The organism is Archangium sp. Cb G35 (assembly GCF_001896145.1).
In the GTDB taxonomy this organism is placed as follows: Bacteria; Myxococcota; Myxococcia; order Myxococcales; family Myxococcaceae; genus Archangium; species Archangium violaceum.
This window is the reverse complement of sequence record NZ_MPOI01000011.1, coordinates 330,978-351,680: the sequence shown is the minus strand read 5'-3', so window position 1 is coordinate 351,680 and position 20,703 is coordinate 330,978. Positions and strand designations below refer to the sequence as shown.

Genomic DNA, 20,703 nt, shown 5'->3' with positions numbered 1-20,703 from the left:
CATACGAGCCACTCCGCCAGACCGGTGGAGTGGCGAGCGGTACCGTTGTGCGCTCAGGGCTCGGCGGGAGCGGCCACGGGAGCGGGCGCCACCGCGGGCTCCTCGAGCTCGACGAGGCCTTCCCGGTTCACCCCGAGTGCCCGGAGGAACGGGAGCAGGCTGTTGCGCTCGTCCGTCCACCGCTTCTTCGGTGCCTCGGCGAAGGCCAGCCGCTGCACCCGCTTGCCCTCGCGCGTGAAGGTATCTCCCCGGGTGAAGCGCCCGTCCTGGTCGATGACCACCCAGAAGCTGCCGCGCGCGTCGTCCTTCTTCTCCGTCGTCACCAGCGTGGCCGGCAGGCCAGAGGACCACGCGTGCGCCACGGCGATGGGCAGCAGGTCCAGGTGCACGTTGCTGATGTGCAGCGCCAGCACCCCGCCGGGCGCCAGGTGCTTCCGGTAGGCCTCCACCGCCTCCTCGGTGAGCAGGTGCACCGGGATGGAGTCCGAGCTGAAGACATCCACCGCGAGCACGTCGAAGCCCTGCGCCTGGCCGCGCGCCAACTCCTGCTCGAGCAGGATGCGCGCGTCTCCCTCCACCACCTCCACCCGGGCCGGTGTGTCGCTCAGATAGGAGAAGTAGCCGCCCTCGCCCTTGGCCAGGGAGATGATCTGCGGGTCGATCTCATAGAAGCGCAGCGTGTCCCCGGTGCGTCCCAGCGCCGCCGTGGTCCCCACGCCCAACCCCAGGATTCCCACGCGCAGCCCCGGTGGCTGCCCCGCGAGCTCCTTGAGCCGCCGCTGCTCGGTGAGGGCCAGACCCAGCCCACTCTCGGCCGTGTAATAGGCCGTGGGCCGCATGCGCCGCTCGGGCCGCGTGTACTGGAAGCCGTGGATGATGTCTCCGTGCCGCAGCACGAAGGCGTGCTCCTCCTGCTCCCGGCCCAGCGGCTCCGTCACGTGCACCACGCCGAAGAAGCCACGCCAGGAGCCGATCACGTGGCGCTCGTCCGACACCGCCAGCCCGAGTCCGCCAGCGACGAGGAGCAGCAGCAGGGCCGGCACATACCGGAAGGCGGCACGAGCCACCGTCTCGTCCGGGGCGCGCCGCAGCAGCAGGAGCACCGCCAGGAAGCAGCAGAGGATCAGCGTGAGGGGGTACTCCAGGTAGACGTTGAAGACACGAGGGGCCGCCAGGTGGACGAGCCCCGCGCCGAGCACGCCACCCGCGGACACCCAGAGGTAGAAGGCCCCGAGGAACCGCGGCGCGGGCCGCAGCCGGTACAGCTCCCCGTGGCACAGCAGTGCTCCAGAGAAGAGCGCCGTCGAGTGCACGAGAAGCTGCACGAGCAGGGACACGTGCGCGCCCTGGTAGGTGATGCGTGTCACGCCGCCCACGGCCACCAACAGCAGCAGCGCGGTGAAGAGGCGCGAGTAGAGCGCCTCTCGCTCGAAGGCGATGATGAAGGTGACGAGGTACAGGGCCAGCGGCAGCACCCAGACGAAGGGCCCCGCCGACACGTTCTGCGAGAGCTGATTCGTCGTGGCCAGCAGCAGCACCGAGGCGCACGTGCTCAGCCCCAGCCAGGCCAGGGTGGGCGCCACGCCTGGAGACTCGGCCGCGGCCTCTTCCCGGGCCACCTGCGCGGGTGCCTCCTCATGGCGCAGCACGCCCACGGCGCACATCGCGCTGCCAGCGGCGAAGAGGAGGAACCCCCCTCCCCAGACCCAGGCCTGCACGCCTCGGCCCAGCCAGGGCTCGACGAGCAGCGGATAGGCCAGCAACGCCAGGAGCGAGGCCGTGTTGGAGAGGGCGTAGAGCCTGTAGGGCGAGGCGCCCGGCCGCATCCGGCTGAACCAGCTCTGGAGCAGCGGCGCGGAGGTGGAGAGCGTGAAGAAGGGCAACCCCAGGGTGGCCGCGAGCATGGCCAGCAGCCGCGTGGTGGAAATCCCATCCGCCGCCGGCCGCCACTCGAGCCCGGGAGCCACGGGCGAGCCCACCAGCAGCGCGCGGCCGAGCAGCACCACCACCGTGATGCCCAGCAGTGCCAGGTGGACGCGCGCCTGCCGTTTCGGCCCCAGCCAACGGACGCTGGCATACGAGTAGGCATACCCTCCCAGGAGCATCGCCTGGAAGAAGAGCATGCACGTGGTCCACACCGCCGGCGTTCCGCCGAACCAGGGCAGCGAGTACTTCCCCGCCAGCGGTTGCACACCAAAGAGGAGGAAGGCGCTGAGGAAGAGGGTGACGGCGTATCGGAGCATGGGGGGGTCGCCTCGCGCGCAGCATATCCCGCGCGAGGGGAAAGGCATCGCCCATGCTTGGCCGCTTGCTGTCGAAATCCCGGGCAGGGAGGCTCGCTCAACCCCGGGTCAGGCCATAGTAGGACATGACCATCTTCTCGAAGGTCTTCGAGGGCAGGAAGGCCTTGGTGGCCGTGAGCACGCGCTGCGACAGGTGGCCCACCGTGGAGCGCACCTCGGGCACCCGCCGGCCCATCAACGCCAGCACCTGCTCCGCGACGGCCTCGGGCGTGACGCCGGCCCGCTCCTCCTTCTCGATGATGCCCAGCGCGGCCTCGAAGTACTTCTGGTAGGTGGAACCGGGGCCCGCCTGGCGCACCCGTACGCGGTTGTCCGTGATGGGCGTGCGCACGTCCCCGGGCTGCAACAGCGTCACCCGCACGCCGAAGGGTGCCACTTCTTGGCGCAGGCTCTCCGTGAGGCCCTCCAGCGCGAACTTGCTCGCGCTGTACAGTCCCTGGAAGGGCAGGCCCACCACTCCGCCCAGGGAGCTCACCTGGATGATGAGCCCCGAGCCCCGCGCGCGCATGTCCGGGAGCACCGCCTTGCAGACGCGCAGCACGCCGAAGAAGTTGGTGTCGAACTGGCGTTGTGCCTCCTCGAGGGAGGTGTCCTCGACCGCGCCCGCGAGGGCGAACCCCGCGTTGTTGACGACCACGTCGATGCGGCCCGACTCCGCCAGGACGGTGTCCACCGCCCGCCGCACCGACTCGTCCCGAGTGACATCCAGCTCCAGCATCCGCCCGCCCTCCAGCGTGGTGCCAGGCTTGCGGCTCGTCCCGTAGACGGTGTGACCCCGTGCGCTCAGCAGCCGCGCACAGGCCTGTCCGATACCCGAGGATGCTCCCGTGACGAGGACGACCTTCGCTTCAGTGGATGGCATGCGGTGTTCCTTGGAGGGAGAGGCGGAGCATTCTCACGAGCACTGGAATGACACAGGTGGGCGTGGGCTCCAAGGGAGCGAAGATTGACTCAATCCCGTTCACGGCACGGGATGCCCAGCGGAGGCCTGCCAGATGGAGAACCACTGCTGGCGGGTCAGTGCGAGCGACACGCCGCTGACCAGGTCGCGCAGCCTCCGCACCCTGCTCGTGCCAAGGACCGGCACCGGACGGGCGGGGTGGCGCATCAGCCACGCGATGGCGACCGCACCCGGGTCGTCATGGCCATGCTCCGCCCCCACGGACACCAGGGCCTCCCGGACCCGCCGCTCCCGCTCTCCCCGGGCCGTGAAGAGGTTGCCTCCCCCGAGCGGAGACCAGGCCATGGGCGCCATGCGCAGCCGCTGCGCGTGCTCCAACGTTCCGTCGTGCAGCGGCTCCATGTGAAGCACCGACAGCTCTATCTGGTTCGTCACCAGCGGCCGGGACAGGCGGGACTGAAGCAGATCGATCTGCTCGGGCGTGTGATTGGAGACTCCCACGTGCCGGACCTTGCCGGATTGGCACACCTCATCGAGGGCCGCTGCCGTCTCGTCAGCATCCATCAGGGGATCCGGCCGGTGGAGCAGCAGCAGGTCGAGGTAATCGGTCCCGAAGTGACGCAGGGAATTCTCGACCGAGGCGAGGATGTGCGCGCGGCTGGTGTCGTAATGCTTCACCCGGTGCGTTGGCCGTTGGCCGCTCTCGAGCATGATGCCGCACTTGGTGATCAACTCGATGCGGCCGCGGTCGCCACGCCACTCCCGTAGCGCCCTGCCGAAGAGCGCCTCGACCTGGTAGTCGCCATAGATATCAGCATGGTCGAAGCTGGTGATGCCCAACTCCAGACAGGCATCGAGCCATCGTGCGAGTCCGATGGGCTCACGCGTCTCCTCGCCCTGGAATGCTCGCCAGAGACCCGCCACGAGGCGTGAGAACTCCGGTCCATTGGGGTGCAGCCGCTGTCTGCCAACGGTCATGAATCCGCTGTTCGAGGAACGCATCCCGCGACCATAGCGTCAGGTTCACGGGCTCGGACAAAAAAGACCGAGGGGGATTCGTCGTCCAGGCGGCCCTGAATGGAAGAAGCGCTGCCCGTGGTGCTCAGCTGTTCTTGGCCTTCACCTTGAGCTGTGTGTTGGTCCAGTCCCACTTCTTGGGGTTGCCCAGCCACCGGAAGTCGGTCTGTTGGATGAACTCACCACCGTGCACCTTTGCGTATCCGTCCGAGGTGGCGTGGTAGACGATGCGCTCCTCGGTGGAGGTGAGCCTCCACTTCCGGAGCTCGGATTTGTTGTCATCCACGCTGTAGTCGACGCAGATGTCCGCATCCGTCCCCACGAAGCCCGCGATGCCCACCACGTAGTAGTTCGAGAAACCCTTGTCCCACAGGGCCTTCGAGAAGCGCAGGACGAAGGGATCCTTGCGGTAGACGGGAACCGGGTAGTAGCCCGGGTTCACCGCCGCACCGGTGGCGCAGGCGAAGAGCCAGAGGGTGACAGGGGCCTTGGGTTTCTTGGGCAGCCGCTCGTCGATGAGCAGTTGCACGAGGGAGTTGGCGCCAAACTTGTCATCGTGGTTGCCAATCGCGCCGCCCGCGTTGCCATGCCCGACGATGTAGAGCCGTCCCCCCCACTTCAGTGCGTCGAGCACGTAGGAGTTGGGTTGGAGCACGGGCTGTTGGACCCGGTGCAGGGAGGTGTTCCCATGGCGGGTCCGGGAGTCACCGTGGAGATACAGCTCGCCCTTCAGCGCGAGGGCGTAGGACAGTTGGTTCGTCAGGTTGTCGGGAGCGGTCGCCGGGACGAAGACCATCTGCCTCAGATGCTCGCTGAGGTGGTTGGCCACGGGCTTGAGGTAGTGTCCGGAGAAGTTGTTCGCCCGGATCTCGTCGTTGAGAGCCCGGTACTTGTGCTTGTCCGCGGCGTTGCCGTTCTTCTGCGCCTCCGATTGCTGGTCGTCGAAGCTGTAGTTCTTCGCGCCCTTGATGTCTGGCTGTGCCGAGGCGTTGCTGAGCGGAATCAGCCGGACCTTGCCTCCACAGATCTCGCAGCTCTCCGCCGTGTCGTCGTTGTAGTTCTGGCAGTGATTGCAGTAACCCACCTGGCCCGCGTACGGCGGGTATCCCCACGTCGTCTCGTTGTCGCCGTTGTAGGTCTTCGTGTCGCGGATTCGCTGTTGCTGGGGCATGGGTATCCCTCCGGGCCTTCGGGCAGGGCCTTGCTTTCAGGACCTGAGACCCGTGAGGGGGTGTTCCGGGCAACCCGAGGGAAAAAATTCCTAACCTTCCGGTGAGGCCCTGCGCGCGAGTCCCTCCCGGACGGCCTTGGCGAGGGCGCTCGCGGCCAGCTCGCAGTCGTCCGCGGAGCAGATGGCGGAGACCACGGACACGCCGTCCGCCCCCGCGGCGATGACCGCCGGGGCGTTGGCGGTGGTGATGCCACCGATGGCCACGATGGGGACGGACAGCAGGCACCGCAGCCGGGCGAGCTCCTCCAGTCCGAGCGCCGGGGTGGCGTCCGCCTTGGAGCCGGTGGGGAAGATGGGGCCCACGCCCGCGTAGTCCACCACCGCCGGGTCCAATGTGGGCAGGTCCGCCGCCCCGGTGATGGACAGGCCCACCAGCGCGTCGGGCCCCATCAGCCGTCTGGCCACCTCGGGCGGCAGGTCGCCCTGTCCCACGTGGACGCCATCCGCCCCGAGCGCCAGTGCCAGGTCCACCCTGTCGTTGACGATGAGCGGCACTCCGAGCGGCCGCAGCCGGTGGAGCAGGGCCCGGCCCAGCTCCAGCGTCTCGCGGGCCGAGCCCTCCTTCTCGCGGAGTTGCACCACGGTGGCTCCACCGCGCACCGCGGAGAGCACCACGTCCACGAGCGCCCGCCCACGCGACAAGAGGCGGTCGGTGACGAGATAGACGGACAGGTCGGGCACACGGCGGGGCATGGCGGGAGTCTCCTCAGCGCACGCGGGCGCGGGCGCGCACGGTGGACTCGTCCAGGGTGTGGAGCGCGTCCAGCAGGTGCAGTTGCAGCGAGCCCGGTCCCTTGGACTGCGCGGCGGCGAGCTCTCCGGCCAGGCCCAGCACGACGAGGGCACGCGAGGCGGCCAGCACCGCGTCGGGCTCCACGGCCAGGAAGGCGCCCACGAGCGCGGACGCCGTGCACCCCATGCCCGTCACGCGGGACATGAGCGGATGGCCGTTGTCCACCGCCATCACTCGCGAGCCGTCGGTGATGTAGTCCGTCTGACCCGTGACGGCCACCACCGTGCTCAGGTCGGAGGCCAGCCGCCGGGCCGCCTCGAGCGAGGCCTCGGAAGACTGGGTGCTGTCTACCCCGCGCGTGGCTCCCGCCTCACCGGCCACCGCGAGCACTTCCGAGGCATTGCCTCGGATGACGGCTGGAGCCTGCCGTGCCAGCTCGGCGGCGGTGGTGGTGCGGTAGCGCGTGGCCCCGGCGCCCACGGGATCCAACACCCAGGGCACCCGGGACTGGCGCGCGGACTGGATGGCCAGCCGCATGCCCTCCACCCACTCGGGTGACAGGGTGCCGATGTTCACCACCAGTGCTTGCGAAATGGCGGCGAACTCGGCCACCTCCTCCCGCGCGTGGACCATGGCGGGCGAGGCCCCCACGGCGAGCAGGGCGTTGGCCGTGTTGTTCATCACGACGTAGTTGGTGATGTTGTGCACGAGCGGCGAACGCTCCCGCACCGCCTTCAGCGATTCCCACACTCCTGAGATCAGGTCCACCGCAAGTTTCCTCTCCAGCCATTGCCTTTCGGGCAATGACCTCGACATAGCCGCAGCTCTTCTTGATTTGCCCGAACCGCTGGCCTGGCATTAGTGGAGTCGGGTTGATGACTTGGGAAGAGGATTAATACCAATTCTTTATTTTTCTTTTCCCGTCCTCTGAGATTTGTCGTTCAATAAATTGCTCAACATCTCGTGGTTCTGGCTGGCGCCTAGGTGGGTCTAGATAGAACTCAAAACTGTCATAATCTTCTGGATCGTCAAAGTAGATCAATCCAATTCCATGCCGCTCGCATTCGGATTCGATTCTGCTAAGTGGTTCCTCGCGCTCTTCACGTTCTTCGAGGCTACTTTGAATCATCAAGTAGCTGCGTGTCGCAACCCTGGAGTGGGCGAGAGCCTCAAAAACAGACTGGATATCCCAGTTGTTTCGGCTCTTTACCTCAAATGTTCTTACCTCCATCAGTTCTCGTGGAACAATAAACGAAAACTTTTCCAAGCTGATAAGGGTTAAGTCCGGACGTGTCCACAAACCGCCGGTAGTCTTTCCCCCTTGATTGGCCGTGATCTGGATATGGGAATTTACAATGCCTTGGTCAGCAGCCCATTTCCCTAAGAATCGTTCAAGCGGTTCATACAGTTTGCTCTCTGGACCGCTGAGTGGGGCTCCTGATGATTTTTTGATGGCTTTTCGGAAGACGCTACCGCCTTTACCTCGCCCAATAAGTAGAATGCCGTTTTCAATGAGACTGTCACGGACGTCCCAATATCGTTGCTCCTTCCATCCCAGAAATCCTCGCAGGCGTATATTTCCGATCGCTGTTCCATCCTCTGGAACAAAGCCGAGTAACTTTTCTTCGTCTTTGGAGAGTGCCATTCCTGGTTTCTAGCGTTGTATGGAGATTTTTTTGTTGTTTGCTTTTGACGGTGACTCGTGAGTGTGTCACACCCGTACCGAGCTTGGCAAGAATAGAGTAATTCTTGAGCGAGGCTGATGCACGGACGCACCGAAGTTCCTTCTTGATGTGCTGAGGAGTCGCTACTGTAGTGGCGGGGTCTCTACAGTCTCACGTGACACTTGGTGCAGTCTCACGTGACATTTGGTACAGCAGGATGACAGCGACGTATTCACTCCTCCGGGAGATAGTAGGCGTCTGACATCTCGGGTGAGATAGTGAAGTCGGGAACGTTGGGGATGAAATAACCCAGTAATGTTCCAGAAACCTCGGCAGCGCGTGCCTGATCTATTCGTTTGAGGACGACTTCTTTCGTAGCATTTGCTCGTGCGACATCATTCTCGAGCAGGTAGAACCTTAGGCGATCTAGTTCGGAGAGAACCTCCCATGAGACTTCAGGGTCGAAGCCTCTTGTTGTTTTGGCTTGGTCCTCCAATCTGTCGATTAGGCCGAGGAGCCTGCTGCGAAGAATGCGTGGCCTTAGCTTCGGATACAAATCGACGTAGCCATCCTCGGAAACAATCAGGGCTAAGCAAGGAACTTTCTTCTCCTTCTGCCCATCAACGTAGCGGATTGCGGAGTTGAATCTAGCCCCCCGCGTCGGTGTGCCGTTGCTCGAAGCAACTCCGTCGAGAATGACTCCGAATGCATGCATCAGCCCGTCAGGCGCTACCAGCACGGCTCCATCGATCTTGGAAACATGTTTCATAACCTCATGCGTAATTGGTTCTGCTTCAATCGCACTGCTCTGTGTCCTCAGCCTGAGCGACTCATCTGGGGCCGCAGCCGTAATTACAACTAGGGTTCCATGTTTTTGCTCCACGGCTGCTTGTACGGCGTCTGTGACTGCATTCAAGCTTTGTGCTTCGTGCTGAAAAATTCTTTCAAAATGGTCTCTAAACAAGGCTTTGTCGAAACGCTCCATGGGTAGCCTTGGACGTCGATACTCGACACGCATCATCACATTGTTTGCGTGGAGTAGTTCCCATTTGTAGTGGGCGGTGAAGCGAAGTTCGAACAAGTCCTCGCGAGAAGGGTCATATGTTCCTTTGAGAGTTCCGAGCCCCCATACTTGCGCTCCATCACTCAGTAGAGCCATGTCTTCGCTGGACGTTTCGAGTAGCTTACGAATCCCGCGGTAATGACTAGTGCTGACGGGATCCTTCAATCGAATTCGAGCGAGAATGTCTGGGTGGCTTTGACGCGCGAGTAATATCCTGCCGCGACCCGCCGCGCCTTCGTATCGTTCAGCGGAAATTGCATTGGCGAGATTGAGAATGCTTCCACCCATGCCCCGTGTACGCATGCTGATGGTCGACAGGAGGGATGAAGCTGCATCCTCAAGAATCCGTTCGGTATTTGCGAAGAAAATGTCCTCCCCTCTACTTTCGCGTTGGAGTTCTTTTTGTGACTCAGCAAGAGCGCGGTGGACTGCCGCGTCAAGCAGCGAGCGTTCCAGGAAGAGGTTTCGTACGGAGTTGATTCTTTGTTGTTCGGTCTGCAGTCGGTAGAGCGAACTCACTGCTTGTCGATCAAGTTGCAGGATACTCATTACCCAATGGGCATCCATGCGTATAGGGAAAGAGCAAAAGGACATTGTGTTGCGCTTTGCATCGTGTTTCCCCAGGATTTGAAGTACTGCCTCCCTTACTGCATTGGGCCATAGCGATGCTTCGTACCGAGCCATCAAGTGGTCAGCTGCAATGACTATGTTTTGGCTGGCGTCCTCGGCGTATTTTGACTCGGCGTGTTGAAAAACATCGTTGAAGTCGCTCGGGATAAAGCTACTTCTCTCAGGCTCAAGACATATCGCCCCTGTGTCCTTGTTTGTGGGGATGCCCAGCACGAATACTTCATGGCGGCTTTCAAAAGGCAGTAGGTGGAGAATGTCTTTCAGTAAATCATTGACGGTGTCCCGGAAGACATGCTGCCACTCCCACATGAACATTTTTCTTTGAACCATTTGTGAGTCCGTTGTCCGCCTGCTGGAGCAGAGATAAATACGCGAGCCTTCACACCAAGAGTATTGAAGTAGGTTCATCGAATCAGGTCGCATTATAGCCATCTACGCCGCGTTCGAGGTGACGAAGCGGGTCAGGTGGAAATCGGCATCGCCGAAGGTGCGATCGATGGTGGTCAGCCGTTTGAGGTAGTGGCCCGCTCCGTACTCCATCGTGGTGCCAATGCCGCCGTGTAGCTGGATGGCTCATTGGCCGATGAAGCGGCCGGAGCGGCCAATCTGGACCTTGGCGGCGGAGAGCGCCCCTGGTGATCGCGGGCTCGTCCGTGCTGTCCGCTTGGTCGGCGGCGAGGTGCCGCCAGAGCCCGGCAGCAGGCCCAGCTTCACATCAGGCAGGCCGACCTGGGTGCTGGTCACGGCCACGCGATGGTCGCAGGCCAGTGCGACCTCGAAGCCTCCACCGAAGGCCATGCCGTGGAGCGCCGCCAACACCGGCTTGGAGAAGGCATCGAGCGTGTCGATCACCTCAGGCAGGCCGGGAGACTTGAGCGGGCCACTGAACTCGGTGATGTCCACGCCCGCCATGAAGGTGCGACCATCGCAGGCGATGACCACGGCCTGGATGGAGCCGTTGGCCTCCGCCTGCTTCAGCCCATCGAGGAGCACCACCCGCACCGCCTGACTGATGGCATTCACCGGCGGGTTGTCGATCCAAATGATGTCAACGTCACCGCGTGCCTCGAAGCGTCCCGACATTCACCTGTCTCCCTTGGCGTGCACGTGGAGCGACTCTCGCGCCGGGCACTATACCGGGGCCGCTGGCGTTCCTAGCCCTGCATTTCGCCCTGGGGCGGGAAGCCGTGCTGCTGCCGTCCCTCGTTGCCCTCGTAGACGGCCGTCGTCTTGAACAGCTCGAATCGCCCGTCCGCGGCGAGCGGCGCCACCCGTTTGCGCAGGGCCGCCATCTCCTCCTTCGTCATCGGCTTGAAGCCGCGCGCGATGGCGAGGTTCTGCTGGAGGATGTCGGGGGAGTCGATGCCCGTGATGGTGACGGCGACCGGCAGGCTCATCGCGTAGCGGATGGCCTCCTGTGCCGTCACCACGCCCTGCTTCACCGGGTTCGCGTTCCCCGTCAGGCTCTTCATGCCCAGGGGCGCCATCTTGCGCTGGAGCACCACGGGGAGCACTTCCCGCTCGAAGCTGCGGAAGCTGCCATCGAAGACGTTGAGCGGCATCTGCACCGCGTCGAAGGGGAAGCCGTGCTTCAGCATGCGCAGGTGCAGCTCCGGGTGCTTGTGCCCGGTGAAGCCCACGAAGCGGACCTTGCCCTGCTTCTTCGCCTGCTCCAGCGCCTCCACCACGCCGCCCTTCTGGAAGTGCAGCTCGGGGTCGTTGGCGTAGGCGACCTCGTGGATCTGCCACAGGTCCAGGTGATCCGTCCGCAGCCGCCGCAGCGAGTCCTCCAGTTGCTTCATGGCCACGTTCTTGTCGCGGCCGTGCGTGCACACCTTGGTCATCAGGAAGGCCTTGTCGCGCCGGCCCTCGAGCGCCTTGCCCATGATCTCCTCGGAGCGGCCCTGGTGGTAGTCCCAGGCGTTGTCCATGAAGTTGATGCCGGCATCGAGCGCTTCCTGGATGATGCGGATGCCTACCTGCTCATCCTTCGGCTTTCCGATGTGGAACCCGCCCACGCCAATGGCCGAGACCTTCACCCCCGTCTTTCCGAAGGTCCGCATGGGGATGGCATCGGGGCTCGGAGCGGCGCTGCCCTCGGCGGCCTCGGCCTCCGGTGTCATGCCTCCCACGCTCGCCGTGACGGCGGCCACGCCTGCCAGCTGCAAGAACTTCCTGCGCGATGAATCCATGAACCCTCCAATGACGGAGGGCGGAACGTAACTGGACCGGCGCGGCGCGATACCCCGGGCCACGCCCATCCGCTCCACCGGTTCGCCAGGCGACACCGTGTCCGCTCAACCGCGGCGCTTGAGTTCACGAGCCACCACCTCGCAGCCGGGCTCGTAGTGGCCCTGGACCGCTTCCAGCGCGCGCGCCAGCGTCAGCTCGGCGATGCGCTCGTGCCGCTGCGGCAGCGAGTTGACGCGCAACGGAAGGAAGTCGAGCAGGCGATCGTCTCCGAACGTCGCCAGCCGCAGCGACCGGGGCAGGCCGGAAGGTGACTCGAGCAGCACGTCGAGAACGCCTTGCAGCAACGTATAGGAGCTGGTGACCAGGGCGTCCGGCAGGCCGTGGCGGGCGAGCAGCTCGCGCATCAACAGGGCGCCGCTCTCGCGGTCGTACCGGGCGCCGGTGAGCTCGTGGACGTGCTCGATGCGTCCCTTGACGGCGCGCCGGAAGCCCTTGCGCCGTTCGACACTGATCGACAGCGCGGGCACCGCGTCGAGCCAGGCGATGCTCCGGGTGTGCTCATCCAGCACCGAGTGCGTCAGGGCCTCGGCGGCGGACACGTTGTCGCTGAGCACACAGACGAAGTGCTTCGGGTCCAGCGCGCGGTCCACGGCGATCACCGGCGTGCCGCCCTCCATCAGCCCGGTGTAGAACGAGTCCTTCGCGGGCAGTGCGCTCGCCACGATCAACGCATCACAGCGCCGCGCGCGCAGGGTCAACGCGAGCTCCCGCTCCGTCTGGGGGTCATCGCCAGAGCCGGCGATCAGCAACTGGTAGCCCTTCTTCCGGGCGCCGTGCTCGAGCAGCTTCGCGAGCCGGGCGTAGCTGGCGTTCTCGAGGTCCGGCACGATGAAGCCCAGCGTGCGGCTGGCACCGCGGCGCAATGCGGCGGCCTGGGCGTCGATGCGGAAGTTGTGGTGCTCGACCACGGCCATCACCCGCGCCACCGTCTTGGGGCTGATGCGGCGCGCTTCGGCCTGTCCGTTCAGCACATAACTGGCCGTGGTCCGAGAGACGCCCGCCAGCCGGGCAATGTCCGCCAATGTCACTTCGGCCTCCTGAGGCCGGGGAATTTCAGTGGGGTCCCTGGCATTCAACCCATCTAGGTGACACGATTCAGCAGGTTCATCTATAAGCCTTGGGACGGGAAGGACGCAACGGATGCTGACGCTGACTCGGGACGATGTCCGGCTGGGCTGCCGCGCCGCCGACTGGCGTGCGGCGTTGGACCAGGCCGCCGCCGCGCTGGTGGAGGCCGGCCGGGTATCAGCCGAGTACCGCGAGGGGCTGCTCGCCCGGGAGGCCCAGTCCTCCACCTATCTAGGCCACGGCATCGCGATCCCCCATGGCACGCCGGAGAGCCGTCGCTATGTGCGCTCCACGGGCGTGCGCGTGCTGCAGTTTCCGGAGGGCGTCCCGTGGCACGACGGCTCCCAGGTGAACCTGCTGGTGACGATCGCCGCGCAGTCCGACGAGCATCTCGACATCCTGCGTCAGCTCACGCACGTGCTGAGGCGTGACGGCGTGACCGAGACGCTGGCCCGTGCGACGACCGCGGACCAGGTCATCGCGGCGCTGTCCCGCGCGCCGGTATCGGCGAGGCTCGATGCCGGGACGCTCTGTCTGGGCGTGCCGGTTCGCGATCATCTGGAGCTGGCCCTGGCCGCGGGGGCTCGTCTGCGCCATGCCGGCTGTGTGGACGCGGGCTTCGTCGCGGCGATCGCCGGTCAGACGCCGCTGCCGTTGGGCCAGGGACTCTGGCTCGTGTACAGCTCCTCCGGCGTCAAGACGCCGGCCCTGGCGCTGGCGACTCCAGCCCAGCGCTTCCGTGTCGACGCGGGGGAGGTTTCCGGCGTCTTCTGTCTGGCGGCCCAGGGGGACACGCATCGCGCGCTGCTCGTGCGGCTGGATGAGTTGCTCGCGCGCGGAGACGGCGCCGGGCTCGCGGAGCTGCCGGCCGAGCAGCTCCTGGCACGGCTGTCTGGTGAGTCCGCCCAGGCCCAGACCGCGCGCGTCCGCCTGCTCAACGCGCACGGTCTCCATGCCCGGCCGGCGAAGGAACTGGTGCTGGTAGCGCGGGCGCAGACCGCCCAGGTCCGCGTCCGCCTGCTCGAGGGCAGCGGGGAGACGGTCTCCGCGGCCAGTCTGACCAGTGTGCTCAGTCTCGGCGCGCGGCGGGGCCAGACGCTGGTGTTCTCCGCGGAAGGGGAGGGCGCCGCGGCGGCCGTGGTGGCACTGGCCGACGCGGTGCGTGGCGGTCTGGGTGAGCCGGTGACGCCGCTCCAGGAGACGCGCGAGGAGGGCGCCGCCCGGACCGCTCAGGCCCCTCGGGCCGCTCCGGTGGAGCCGGTCGTCCCTCCTGGGGCCGACGAGCCGCTGACGGCCGTGCCAGCCGCGCCAGGACTCGCGATCGCGCCCGCCTACGTGCTGCGCCTGCCGGATTTCAGTTACCCCGAGCAAGCCGAGGACTCCACGCACGAGCGCGGACGGCTGGAGCGTGCGCTCGACGGTGCCCGTCAGCAGCTCGAGACATTGGTGAAGCGGACGGTGGGGGGAGAGGTCGCGCAGATCCTCTCCATCCATGCGGAGATGCTCGGAGACCCGGACCTGCGCGACGCGGCCTTCGAGTCCATCGGTGGAGGTGCATCGGCCGAGGCCGGCTGGTGGCGTGCGATCGACATCGCGGCGCGTGCGCAGGAATCGCTGGCGGACCGGTTGCTGGCGGAGCGCGCCGCGGACTTGCGCGACGTGGGCCGCCGCGTGCTCGGCTTGCTGTGCGGTGTCGAGATGCCGATGCCACCGGAGCAGCCCTACATCCTGGTGGCCGACGACGTGGGCCCGTCCGATGTCGCGCGGCTGGATACGGCGAAGGTGCGCGGGCTCGTCACCGCGCGCGGAGGGGCCACCTCGCATAGCGCGATTCTCGCACGGGCCCTCGGCATCGCCGCCGTGGTGGGCGCGGGTGAGCGCGTGCTGGCGTTGGCCACCGGTGTCGAGCTGATCGTCGATGGCGAGGGTGGCCGCGTGGTCGCCGCTCCGGCTCCGGAGCGCCGCCAGCGCACCGAGCGGCGCATCGAGGAGCAGGAAGTGCTGCGGCGGGCGGCGCATGCCCGGCGGCACGAGGAGGCACGCACCCGGGACGGCCATCGCGTGGAGATCGCCGCGAACCTCGGCAACACCGCGCATGCCGCGGATGCCGTCGAGCGAGGGGCCGAGGGCATTGGCCTCCTGCGCACCGAGTTCGTGTTCATGGAGCACTCGGAGGCGCCGGACCTGGCGGCGCAGATCGCCGAGTACGGCGAGGCGTTCGATGCGCTGGCGGGCCGTCCCCTGGTCGCGCGGACGCTCGATGTTGGTGGTGACAAGCCGCTGTCGTACTGGCCGATGCCCCACGAGGAGAATCCGTTCCTCGGCGTGCGTGGCATCCGCCTCACGCTGATGCGGCCGGAGGTGCTCGAGACGCAGATCCGCGCGCTGCTGATGGCCGCCGGGACGCGTCCGGTGCGCATCATGTTCCCGATGATCAAGGACATCGAGGAGTTCCGCGCGGGCAAGGCGATCTTCGACCGCGTGCAGGCCGAGGTGAAGGCCGCTGACGTCCAGCTCGGGGTGATGATCGAAGTGCCGTCCTGTGCGTTGCTCGCGCCCACGCTCGCGAAGGAAGCCGACTTCTTCTCGATCGGCACCAACGATCTCACCCAATACACGCTCGCGATCGACCGTGGCCATCCGCAGCTGTCCGCGCAGTCCGATGCGATGCACCCGGCCGTGCTGCGGCTGATCCAGCTGACGGTCGAGGCCGCTCATGCCGAGGGCCGCTGGGTGGGTGTCTGTGGCGAGCTCGGCTCGGATCCCCAGGCCATCCCGGTGCTGGTGGGCCTGGGCGTGGATGAGCTGTCCGTCAGCAGCCGCCGCGTCCCGTTGGTGAAGGCCGCCGTCCGCGAGCTGACGCTGCCGCGGGCGCGCGAACTGGCCGGGCTCGCATTGAGGCAGCCGACCGCCGCCGCGGTACGCGAAGCCCTGGAGGCGGTCTGATGGCACGGATCCTGACGCTGACGCTGAACCCCGCCCTGGATCTCGCGATCCGCCTCGGGCCCATCCGGCTGGGTGAGGTCAACCGCACCGAGAGCACCCGGCTCGACGCCGCCGGCAAGGGCATCAACGTGGCGCGGGTGCTCAGGGACCTGGGCCATGACGTCACCGTGTCCGGCCTGCTGGGGGCCGACAACGAGACGGCCTTCGTGCGCGCCTTCGCCCGCTACGGATTGCACGATGCGTTCGTCCGGATACCGGGCGAGTCGCGCATCAACGCGAAGCTCTCCGAGCCGGACGGGCGGGTCACCGACCTGAACGGGCCGGGTCCACTCATTCCGGCGCATGCCCTGGACATGCTGTCCGTGCGCCTGGGGCCGCTGCTGCCCGGAATCGATGCGGTCGTGATCTCCGGCAGCCTGCCGCCGAACATGACGCCCGCACAGCTCGCCAGCCTCATCACCCGCATCCGCGAACGCCAGATGCCGGTGTGGTTGGACACCAGTGGTCCGGCGCTGTTGGCGGGTCTGGCCGCGAGGCCCACCGGCGTCAAACCCAACGAGACCGAGCTGGCCGGCTGGGCCGGCCACCCGCTCGATACTTCCGAAGCACGGCTCCAGGCCGCGCTGCAGCTCAATGCCGAGGGTATCGAGGACGTGTTGGTTTCCGCCGGGGCCGAGGGGGTGATCTGGGCCCAGCGGGGTGAGGCCCTGATGGCCGAGTCGCCGCGGGTGACGGTCGTCAGCACCGTCGGCGCTGGAGATACGCTGCTGGCGGGGGCGCTGCACGGCGTCCTGACCGGCTGGCCGCGTGAGCACAGCCTGCGGTTCGCGACGGCGCTCGCCGCCGAGTCCGTGCGCCACATTGGCGTGGGTGACCCATCCGCCGGGGATCTCGGCATGCTTCAGGAGCAGACGATCGTGCGGAGCTTGACCGTGCAACCCCTCACCGGGGAGACGCAGCGATGAACGTGATCATCATCACGGCCTGTCCGAGTGGCGTGGCCACGACCTTCCTGGCCGCTCGGGGGCTCGAGCGTGCCGCGAAGCAGCGCGGTTGGAACGTGACGGTGGAGATGCACAGCCAGCTCGAGCCGGTCGTCCCGCCCGGCCCCGCGGCGATCGAGGCCGCCGACCTGGTCGTTGTCGCCGCGAGCGCGCCCGTGGACCTCACCCGTTTCGTCGGCAAGCGCGTCCACCAGGCGCCGATCTCCGAGGCGCTGCCAGATCCGGACGCCTTCCTGAAGCAGGCCGACTTGAACGCCAGGCCACTGACGACGGCCGCTGCGGCCAGCCATACCGAGGCGGCGCCCGTGCCCCTGGCCCGGCCGTCCACGGAGGGTGGGAAGAAGATCGTGGCCGTCACGGCCTGTCCCACCGGGGTCGCCCACACGTTCATGGCGGCCGAGGCGCTGACCCGGGCCGGGCAGGGGCTCGGTCATTCCCTCCGCGTCGAGACGCGAGGCTCGGTGGGCGCGCAGGATCCGCTGACCGAGGAGGAGATCCGGGATGCCGAGGTGGTCATCCTGGCCGTCGACATCGAGGTCGACTCGTCGCGGTTCGCGGGCAAGCGGGTGTGGCGGACCTCCACTGGCACCGCGCTGAAGAAATCCGAGCAGACGATTCGCGATGCGCTGGAGAAGGCCCAGGTCATGGCGGGTGCGCCAGGACGTCCGGCGGCGGAGGGCGCGGGAGGCAAGGCCGCCGGCCGGGGCGGTCCCTATCAGCATCTGCTGACCGGCGTGTCCTTCATGCTGCCGATGGTCGTCGCGGGCGGCCTGCTGATCGCCCTGTCCTTCGTGTTCGGCATCGACGCCTTCAAACAGGAGGGCTCGCTGGCGGCGGCGCTGATGCGCATTGGCGGCGGAGCGGCGTTCAAGCTGATGGTGCCGCTGCTCGCCGGTTACATCGCCTATTCCATCGCGGACCGGCCCGGAATCGCTCCCGGGATGATTGGCGGCTATCTGGCGAGTGAGCTCGGGGCCGGCTTCCTCGGGGGCATCGCCGCGGGTTTCATCGCCGGTTACGCGGCACGAGGCCTGAGCCGTTACGTCAAGCTCCCAGCCAGCGTGGAATCCCTGAAGCCCATCCTGATCATCCCGCTCGTGGCGAGCCTCGTCACCGGGCTGGTGATGATCTACGTCGTCGGTGCTCCCATGGCCGCGATCATGTCGGCGGTGACGGGGTTCCTGACGAACATGAACTCCGGCAATGCGATCCTGCTCGGCGTGCTGCTGGGCGCGATGATGTGTTTCGATCTCGGCGGACCCATCAACAAGGCGGCGTATACCTTTGGCGTGGGGCTGCTGTCGGCGGGTGCTGGCTCGTACGGTCCCATGGCCGCGATCATGGCGGCCGGCATGGTGCCACCCATTGGCATGGGCCTGGCGAGCCTGCTCGCCCGGAACAAGTTCTCGGGGCCGGAGCGTGAAGCGGGCAAGGCCTCGCTGGTGCTGGGGTTGTGTTTCATCTCCGAGGGGGCGATTCCTTTCATGGCCAAGGATCCCCTGCGTGTGATTCCCGTCAGCATGGTGGGGGGAGCGCTGACGGGCGCGATGTCGATGTTTTTCGGCGTGCAGTTGATGGCCCCGCACGGGGGGTTGTTCGTGCTGCTGATCCCCAACGCGGTCAATCACGTGCTGCTGTATCTGCTGTCGATTGCCGCCGGCTCGCTGGCGGTGGGCGCCGGGTATGCGCTGATCAAGACCGGCCGGGCCGAGCTGCCGGGCGCGGTGAATCCCTCTGGGGACAATCGCTGGGACATGGGGTCCGGGAGCGATCGCGCGGCGGCCTGAGCCGGGTGGCTTCCGGGTGAGCGGTTTCACTTTTCGGTGAAAGCAATGCTCTAGTCTCCTCCCTGGCCAGGATTCATCGCCAGAAGAGGAGTCAGCGCATGATGGTGGCAGAACGCTTCACGGTCTCCATTCCCGAACACATCCTGGCGGATCTCCACCAGCGTCTGACACGGACGCGGTGGGCGGGGGACCATGGCAACGAGGGCTGGGCCTACGGCACCGAGCAGGGGTACCTCTCCGAACTCGTGCGTTACTGGGCGAATGACTTCGACTGGCGCGCCCAGGAGCGGGCCATGAATGCCTTCTCTCACTACCGGGTGAATCTCGAGGGCATCCCCCTCCACTTCATCCACGAGAAGGGCCAGGGCCCGAGCCCCATTCCACTCGTCCTGACCCATGGGTGGCCCTGGACGTTCTGGGACATGCACAAGGTCATCCGCCCGCTGACCCACCCGGCCGAGTTCGGAGGGAAGCCGGAGGATGCCTTCGATGTGGTGGTGCCCTCGCTGCCGGGCTTCGGCTTCTCCACTCCCCTCAAGCAAACGGGGGTGGACTTCATGAAGACGGCGGATCTCTGGGTGCGCCTCATGGAGGGCCTGGGCTATTCGCGCTTCGGTGCGCAGGGGAGTGACGCGGGCGCCTTCGTCTCCGCGCAGCTCGGCCACAAGTACCCGGAGCGGGTGCTCGGCCTCCACACCACCTTCCCGATGCCGCTCGATGCCAACACCAACCCCCGGAGTATTTCTCCGCCCGAGGCCTACGCGCCCGGCGAGCAGGAGGCCCTGGCCCGGACCCTGCGCTTCCTGATGGAGGGGACGGGCTACGTGGCCCTCCAGAGCACCCGTCCGCAGACGCTCGCGTATGCCATGCACGACTCACCCGCCGGCATGTGCGCCTGGTTCCTCGAGAAGCGCAGGGCCTGGAGCGACTGCGGCGGGGATGTGGAGAAGGTCTTCTCCAAGGACGAACTGCTCACCGCGATGACCCTCTACTGGGTCACCGAGAGCTTCAACAGCGCCACGCGCTTCTACTACGAGACGGCCCACCACCCCTGGCAGCCCTCGCACCCGGGTTCCCGCGTGGTGGATGTCCCCACCGGCGTGTCCATCATGCCCAGGGACGTCGTCCAGATGCCGCGCAGCTGGGCCGAGCAGTATTTCGACCTGCGCAGCTGGAACGTCCTCCCGGCGGGCGGCCACTTCGCGCACATGGAGCAGCCGGAGCGCCTGGTCCAGGACATCCGGGACTTCTTCCGGCCTCTGCGGGGCCTCGAGCGCTGAGCCACTGATAGGCTGGGCCTATCACTCCGATGAAAACCTTGTCTTGGTCACATCCGGGCGCGGGACGCATCTTTCTCTGCACGAAACCAGCGTGTCGCCGCGTTGGCGTACTGGGAGGAAGTTCATGGTTGCTGCCCTTGCCGGATTGGGATCAGGAGCGCTTCACGCCGTCTCCGGCCCGGATCATCTGCTGAGCCTGGCGCCCCTCTCCCTGGGCATCGGCCGGAAGGCCTGGCGCGTGGGGTTGATGTGGGGATTGGGGCATGCGCTCGGCACCCTGCTGTGCGTGGCGGCCGTGGTGCTGGTCGCCGCCGCACTGAACCTGGAGGTGCTGGAGACGTGGGGGGAACGCATCGCGGGTGGTGCACTGGTGATGACGGGGATGGTGGGGTTGCGCCGTTGGCTGGCCCATCGCACGCCGGCCAAGGAAGCGGCCGCATCCAAGGCCGGCGGGGCGAGCACGTGGGGGGTGCTCTCCATCGGCTTCATCCATGGCCTGACGGGCGCCGCGGCGGTGCTGATGCTGCTCCCGGCGGCGGTGGCCTCCTCGCCCGTGTGGCAGGCGCTGTACCTCGGCGGCTTCGTCGTGGGAAGCACCGTGGCCATGGCGGGGCTCACCGCGGCCCTGTCCGCCGGCACGAGCGCCATGCCGAAGCCCGAGGCGCTCCTGCGGCACGTGCCGGCGGTCGCCTCGTTCGGTTCGGTGATGCTCGGCGGCTGGTGGATGGTGGCGTAACCCACGGTGTGGGTCAGTGCCCGCGCAGCACCGATCCGCCCGCAGGCCAGGCAGGCAATCGCTGGCGGAGAGGGAGGTACACCCTCG

At 66.4% G+C, this 20,703-nt stretch carries 16 protein-coding genes; 5 read left to right on the top strand and 11 right to left on the bottom strand.

Features of this window, described 5'->3' with window-relative positions:
- Positions 1-53: 53 nt before the first annotated feature.
- From BO221_RS32115 to cra, 11 genes are all read right to left on the bottom strand, one after another.
- Positions 54-2,243, bottom strand: coding sequence for a spermidine synthase (locus BO221_RS32115; protein ID WP_073564640.1), 2,190 nt, complete (start codon positions 2,241-2,243; stop codon positions 54-56).
- 97 nt (positions 2,244-2,340) lie between these two features.
- Positions 2,341-3,165, bottom strand: coding sequence for an SDR family oxidoreductase (locus BO221_RS32110; protein WP_073564639.1), 825 nt, complete (start codon positions 3,163-3,165; stop codon positions 2,341-2,343).
- A 99-nt stretch (positions 3,166-3,264) separates the two neighbouring features.
- Positions 3,265-4,182 (bottom strand): aldo/keto reductase family oxidoreductase, encoded by a 918-nt coding sequence (locus tag BO221_RS32105; RefSeq protein ID WP_073564806.1) that lies wholly within the window; start codon positions 4,180-4,182, stop codon positions 3,265-3,267.
- 124 nt (positions 4,183-4,306) lie between these two features.
- Positions 4,307-5,392 (bottom strand): hypothetical protein, encoded by a 1,086-nt coding sequence (locus BO221_RS32100; protein ID WP_073564638.1) that lies wholly within the window; start codon positions 5,390-5,392, stop codon positions 4,307-4,309.
- 90 nt (positions 5,393-5,482) lie between these two features.
- Complete coding sequence (thiE, locus tag BO221_RS32095; protein WP_073564637.1) at positions 5,483-6,145, bottom strand: thiamine phosphate synthase; 663 nt, start codon at positions 6,143-6,145, stop codon at positions 5,483-5,485.
- A 13-nt stretch (positions 6,146-6,158) separates the two neighbouring features.
- Positions 6,159-6,953 (bottom strand): hydroxyethylthiazole kinase, encoded by a 795-nt coding sequence (thiM, locus tag BO221_RS32090; RefSeq protein ID WP_233166337.1) that lies wholly within the window; start codon positions 6,951-6,953, stop codon positions 6,159-6,161.
- A gap of 124 nt (positions 6,954-7,077) precedes the next feature.
- Complete coding sequence (locus BO221_RS54120; protein WP_143195798.1) at positions 7,078-7,830, bottom strand: hypothetical protein; 753 nt, start codon at positions 7,828-7,830, stop codon at positions 7,078-7,080.
- 251 nt (positions 7,831-8,081) lie between these two features.
- A complete protein-coding gene (locus BO221_RS52960; protein WP_233166336.1) occupies positions 8,082-9,965 on the bottom strand; it encodes a diadenylate cyclase in 1,884 nt (627 codons plus the stop codon).
- A gap of 150 nt (positions 9,966-10,115) precedes the next feature.
- Complete coding sequence (locus BO221_RS54110) at positions 10,116-10,625, bottom strand: enoyl-CoA hydratase/isomerase family protein (RefSeq protein ID WP_073564635.1); 510 nt, start codon at positions 10,623-10,625, stop codon at positions 10,116-10,118.
- Positions 10,626-10,696: 71 nt separating this feature from the next.
- Positions 10,697-11,734: an aldo/keto reductase gene (locus tag BO221_RS32075; RefSeq protein WP_073564634.1), complete on the bottom strand. Its 1,038-nt coding sequence runs from the start codon at positions 11,732-11,734 to the stop codon at positions 10,697-10,699.
- A gap of 105 nt (positions 11,735-11,839) precedes the next feature.
- Entirely contained in the window at positions 11,840-12,823 is a 984-nt protein-coding gene (cra, locus tag BO221_RS32070; protein ID WP_073564633.1) for a catabolite repressor/activator, read from the bottom strand.
- A gap of 112 nt (positions 12,824-12,935) precedes the next feature.
- On the opposite strand from cra, the gene ptsP reads away from it, so the two are divergent.
- From ptsP to BO221_RS56490, 5 genes are all read left to right on the top strand, one after another.
- Positions 12,936-15,809 carry a phosphoenolpyruvate--protein phosphotransferase gene (gene ptsP / locus BO221_RS32065; RefSeq protein WP_073564632.1) on the top strand — a complete coding sequence of 958 codons (2,874 nt, stop codon included), beginning with the start codon at positions 12,936-12,938 and terminating at the stop codon, positions 15,807-15,809.
- Positions 15,809-16,774, top strand: a complete 966-nt coding sequence (pfkB, locus tag BO221_RS32060) for a 1-phosphofructokinase (protein WP_073564631.1) — start codon at positions 15,809-15,811, stop codon at positions 16,772-16,774. Before ptsP ends, pfkB begins: the two co-directional genes overlap by 1 nt.
- Positions 16,771-18,600: a PTS fructose-like transporter subunit IIB gene (locus BO221_RS32055; protein ID WP_073564630.1), complete on the top strand. Its 1,830-nt coding sequence runs from the start codon at positions 16,771-16,773 to the stop codon at positions 18,598-18,600. The genes pfkB and BO221_RS32055 overlap by 4 nt, the downstream gene beginning before the upstream one ends.
- Before the next feature lie 98 nt (positions 18,601-18,698).
- Positions 18,699-19,880 carry an epoxide hydrolase family protein gene (locus BO221_RS32050; protein WP_198956224.1) on the top strand — a complete coding sequence of 394 codons (1,182 nt, stop codon included), beginning with the start codon at positions 18,699-18,701 and terminating at the stop codon, positions 19,878-19,880.
- Between the two features lie 124 nt (positions 19,881-20,004).
- A complete protein-coding gene (locus BO221_RS56490; RefSeq protein WP_233166335.1) occupies positions 20,005-20,616 on the top strand; it encodes a hypothetical protein in 612 nt (203 codons plus the stop codon).
- The last annotated feature ends 87 nt before the right edge of the window (positions 20,617-20,703 follow it).

What these genes read in the sequence shown, in the direction of transcription:
- BO221_RS32055 (WP_073564630.1), top strand. Translation starts at nt 16,771, where the DNA reads ATGAACGTGATCATCATCACGGCCTGTCCGAGTGGCGTGGCCACGACC.
- thiE (WP_073564637.1), bottom strand. Translation starts at nt 6,145, where the DNA reads ATGCCCCGCCGTGTGCCCGACCTGTCCGTCTATCTCGTCACCGACCGC.
- BO221_RS32105 (WP_073564806.1), bottom strand. Translation starts at nt 4,182, where the DNA reads ATGACCGTTGGCAGACAGCGGCTGCACCCCAATGGACCGGAGTTCTCA.
- BO221_RS32110 (WP_073564639.1), bottom strand. Translation starts at nt 3,165, where the DNA reads ATGCCATCCACTGAAGCGAAGGTCGTCCTCGTCACGGGAGCATCCTCG.
- pfkB (WP_073564631.1), top strand. Translation starts at nt 15,809, where the DNA reads ATGGCACGGATCCTGACGCTGACGCTGAACCCCGCCCTGGATCTCGCG.
- BO221_RS32075 (WP_073564634.1), bottom strand. Translation starts at nt 11,734, where the DNA reads ATGGATTCATCGCGCAGGAAGTTCTTGCAGCTGGCAGGCGTGGCCGCC.
- BO221_RS32050 (WP_198956224.1), top strand. Translation starts at nt 18,699, where the DNA reads ATGATGGTGGCAGAACGCTTCACGGTCTCCATTCCCGAACACATCCTG.
- ptsP (WP_073564632.1), top strand. Translation starts at nt 12,936, where the DNA reads ATGCTGACGCTGACTCGGGACGATGTCCGGCTGGGCTGCCGCGCCGCC.
- BO221_RS32115 (WP_073564640.1), bottom strand. Translation starts at nt 2,243, where the DNA reads ATGCTCCGATACGCCGTCACCCTCTTCCTCAGCGCCTTCCTCCTCTTT.
- BO221_RS56490 (WP_233166335.1), top strand. Translation starts at nt 20,005, where the DNA reads ATGGTTGCTGCCCTTGCCGGATTGGGATCAGGAGCGCTTCACGCCGTC.
- BO221_RS32100 (WP_073564638.1), bottom strand. Translation starts at nt 5,392, where the DNA reads ATGCCCCAGCAACAGCGAATCCGCGACACGAAGACCTACAACGGCGAC.
- BO221_RS54120 (WP_143195798.1), bottom strand. Translation starts at nt 7,830, where the DNA reads ATGGCACTCTCCAAAGACGAAGAAAAGTTACTCGGCTTTGTTCCAGAG.
- BO221_RS54110 (WP_073564635.1), bottom strand. Translation starts at nt 10,625, where the DNA reads ATGTCGGGACGCTTCGAGGCACGCGGTGACGTTGACATCATTTGGATC.
- BO221_RS52960 (WP_233166336.1), bottom strand. Translation starts at nt 9,965, where the DNA reads ATGCGACCTGATTCGATGAACCTACTTCAATACTCTTGGTGTGAAGGC.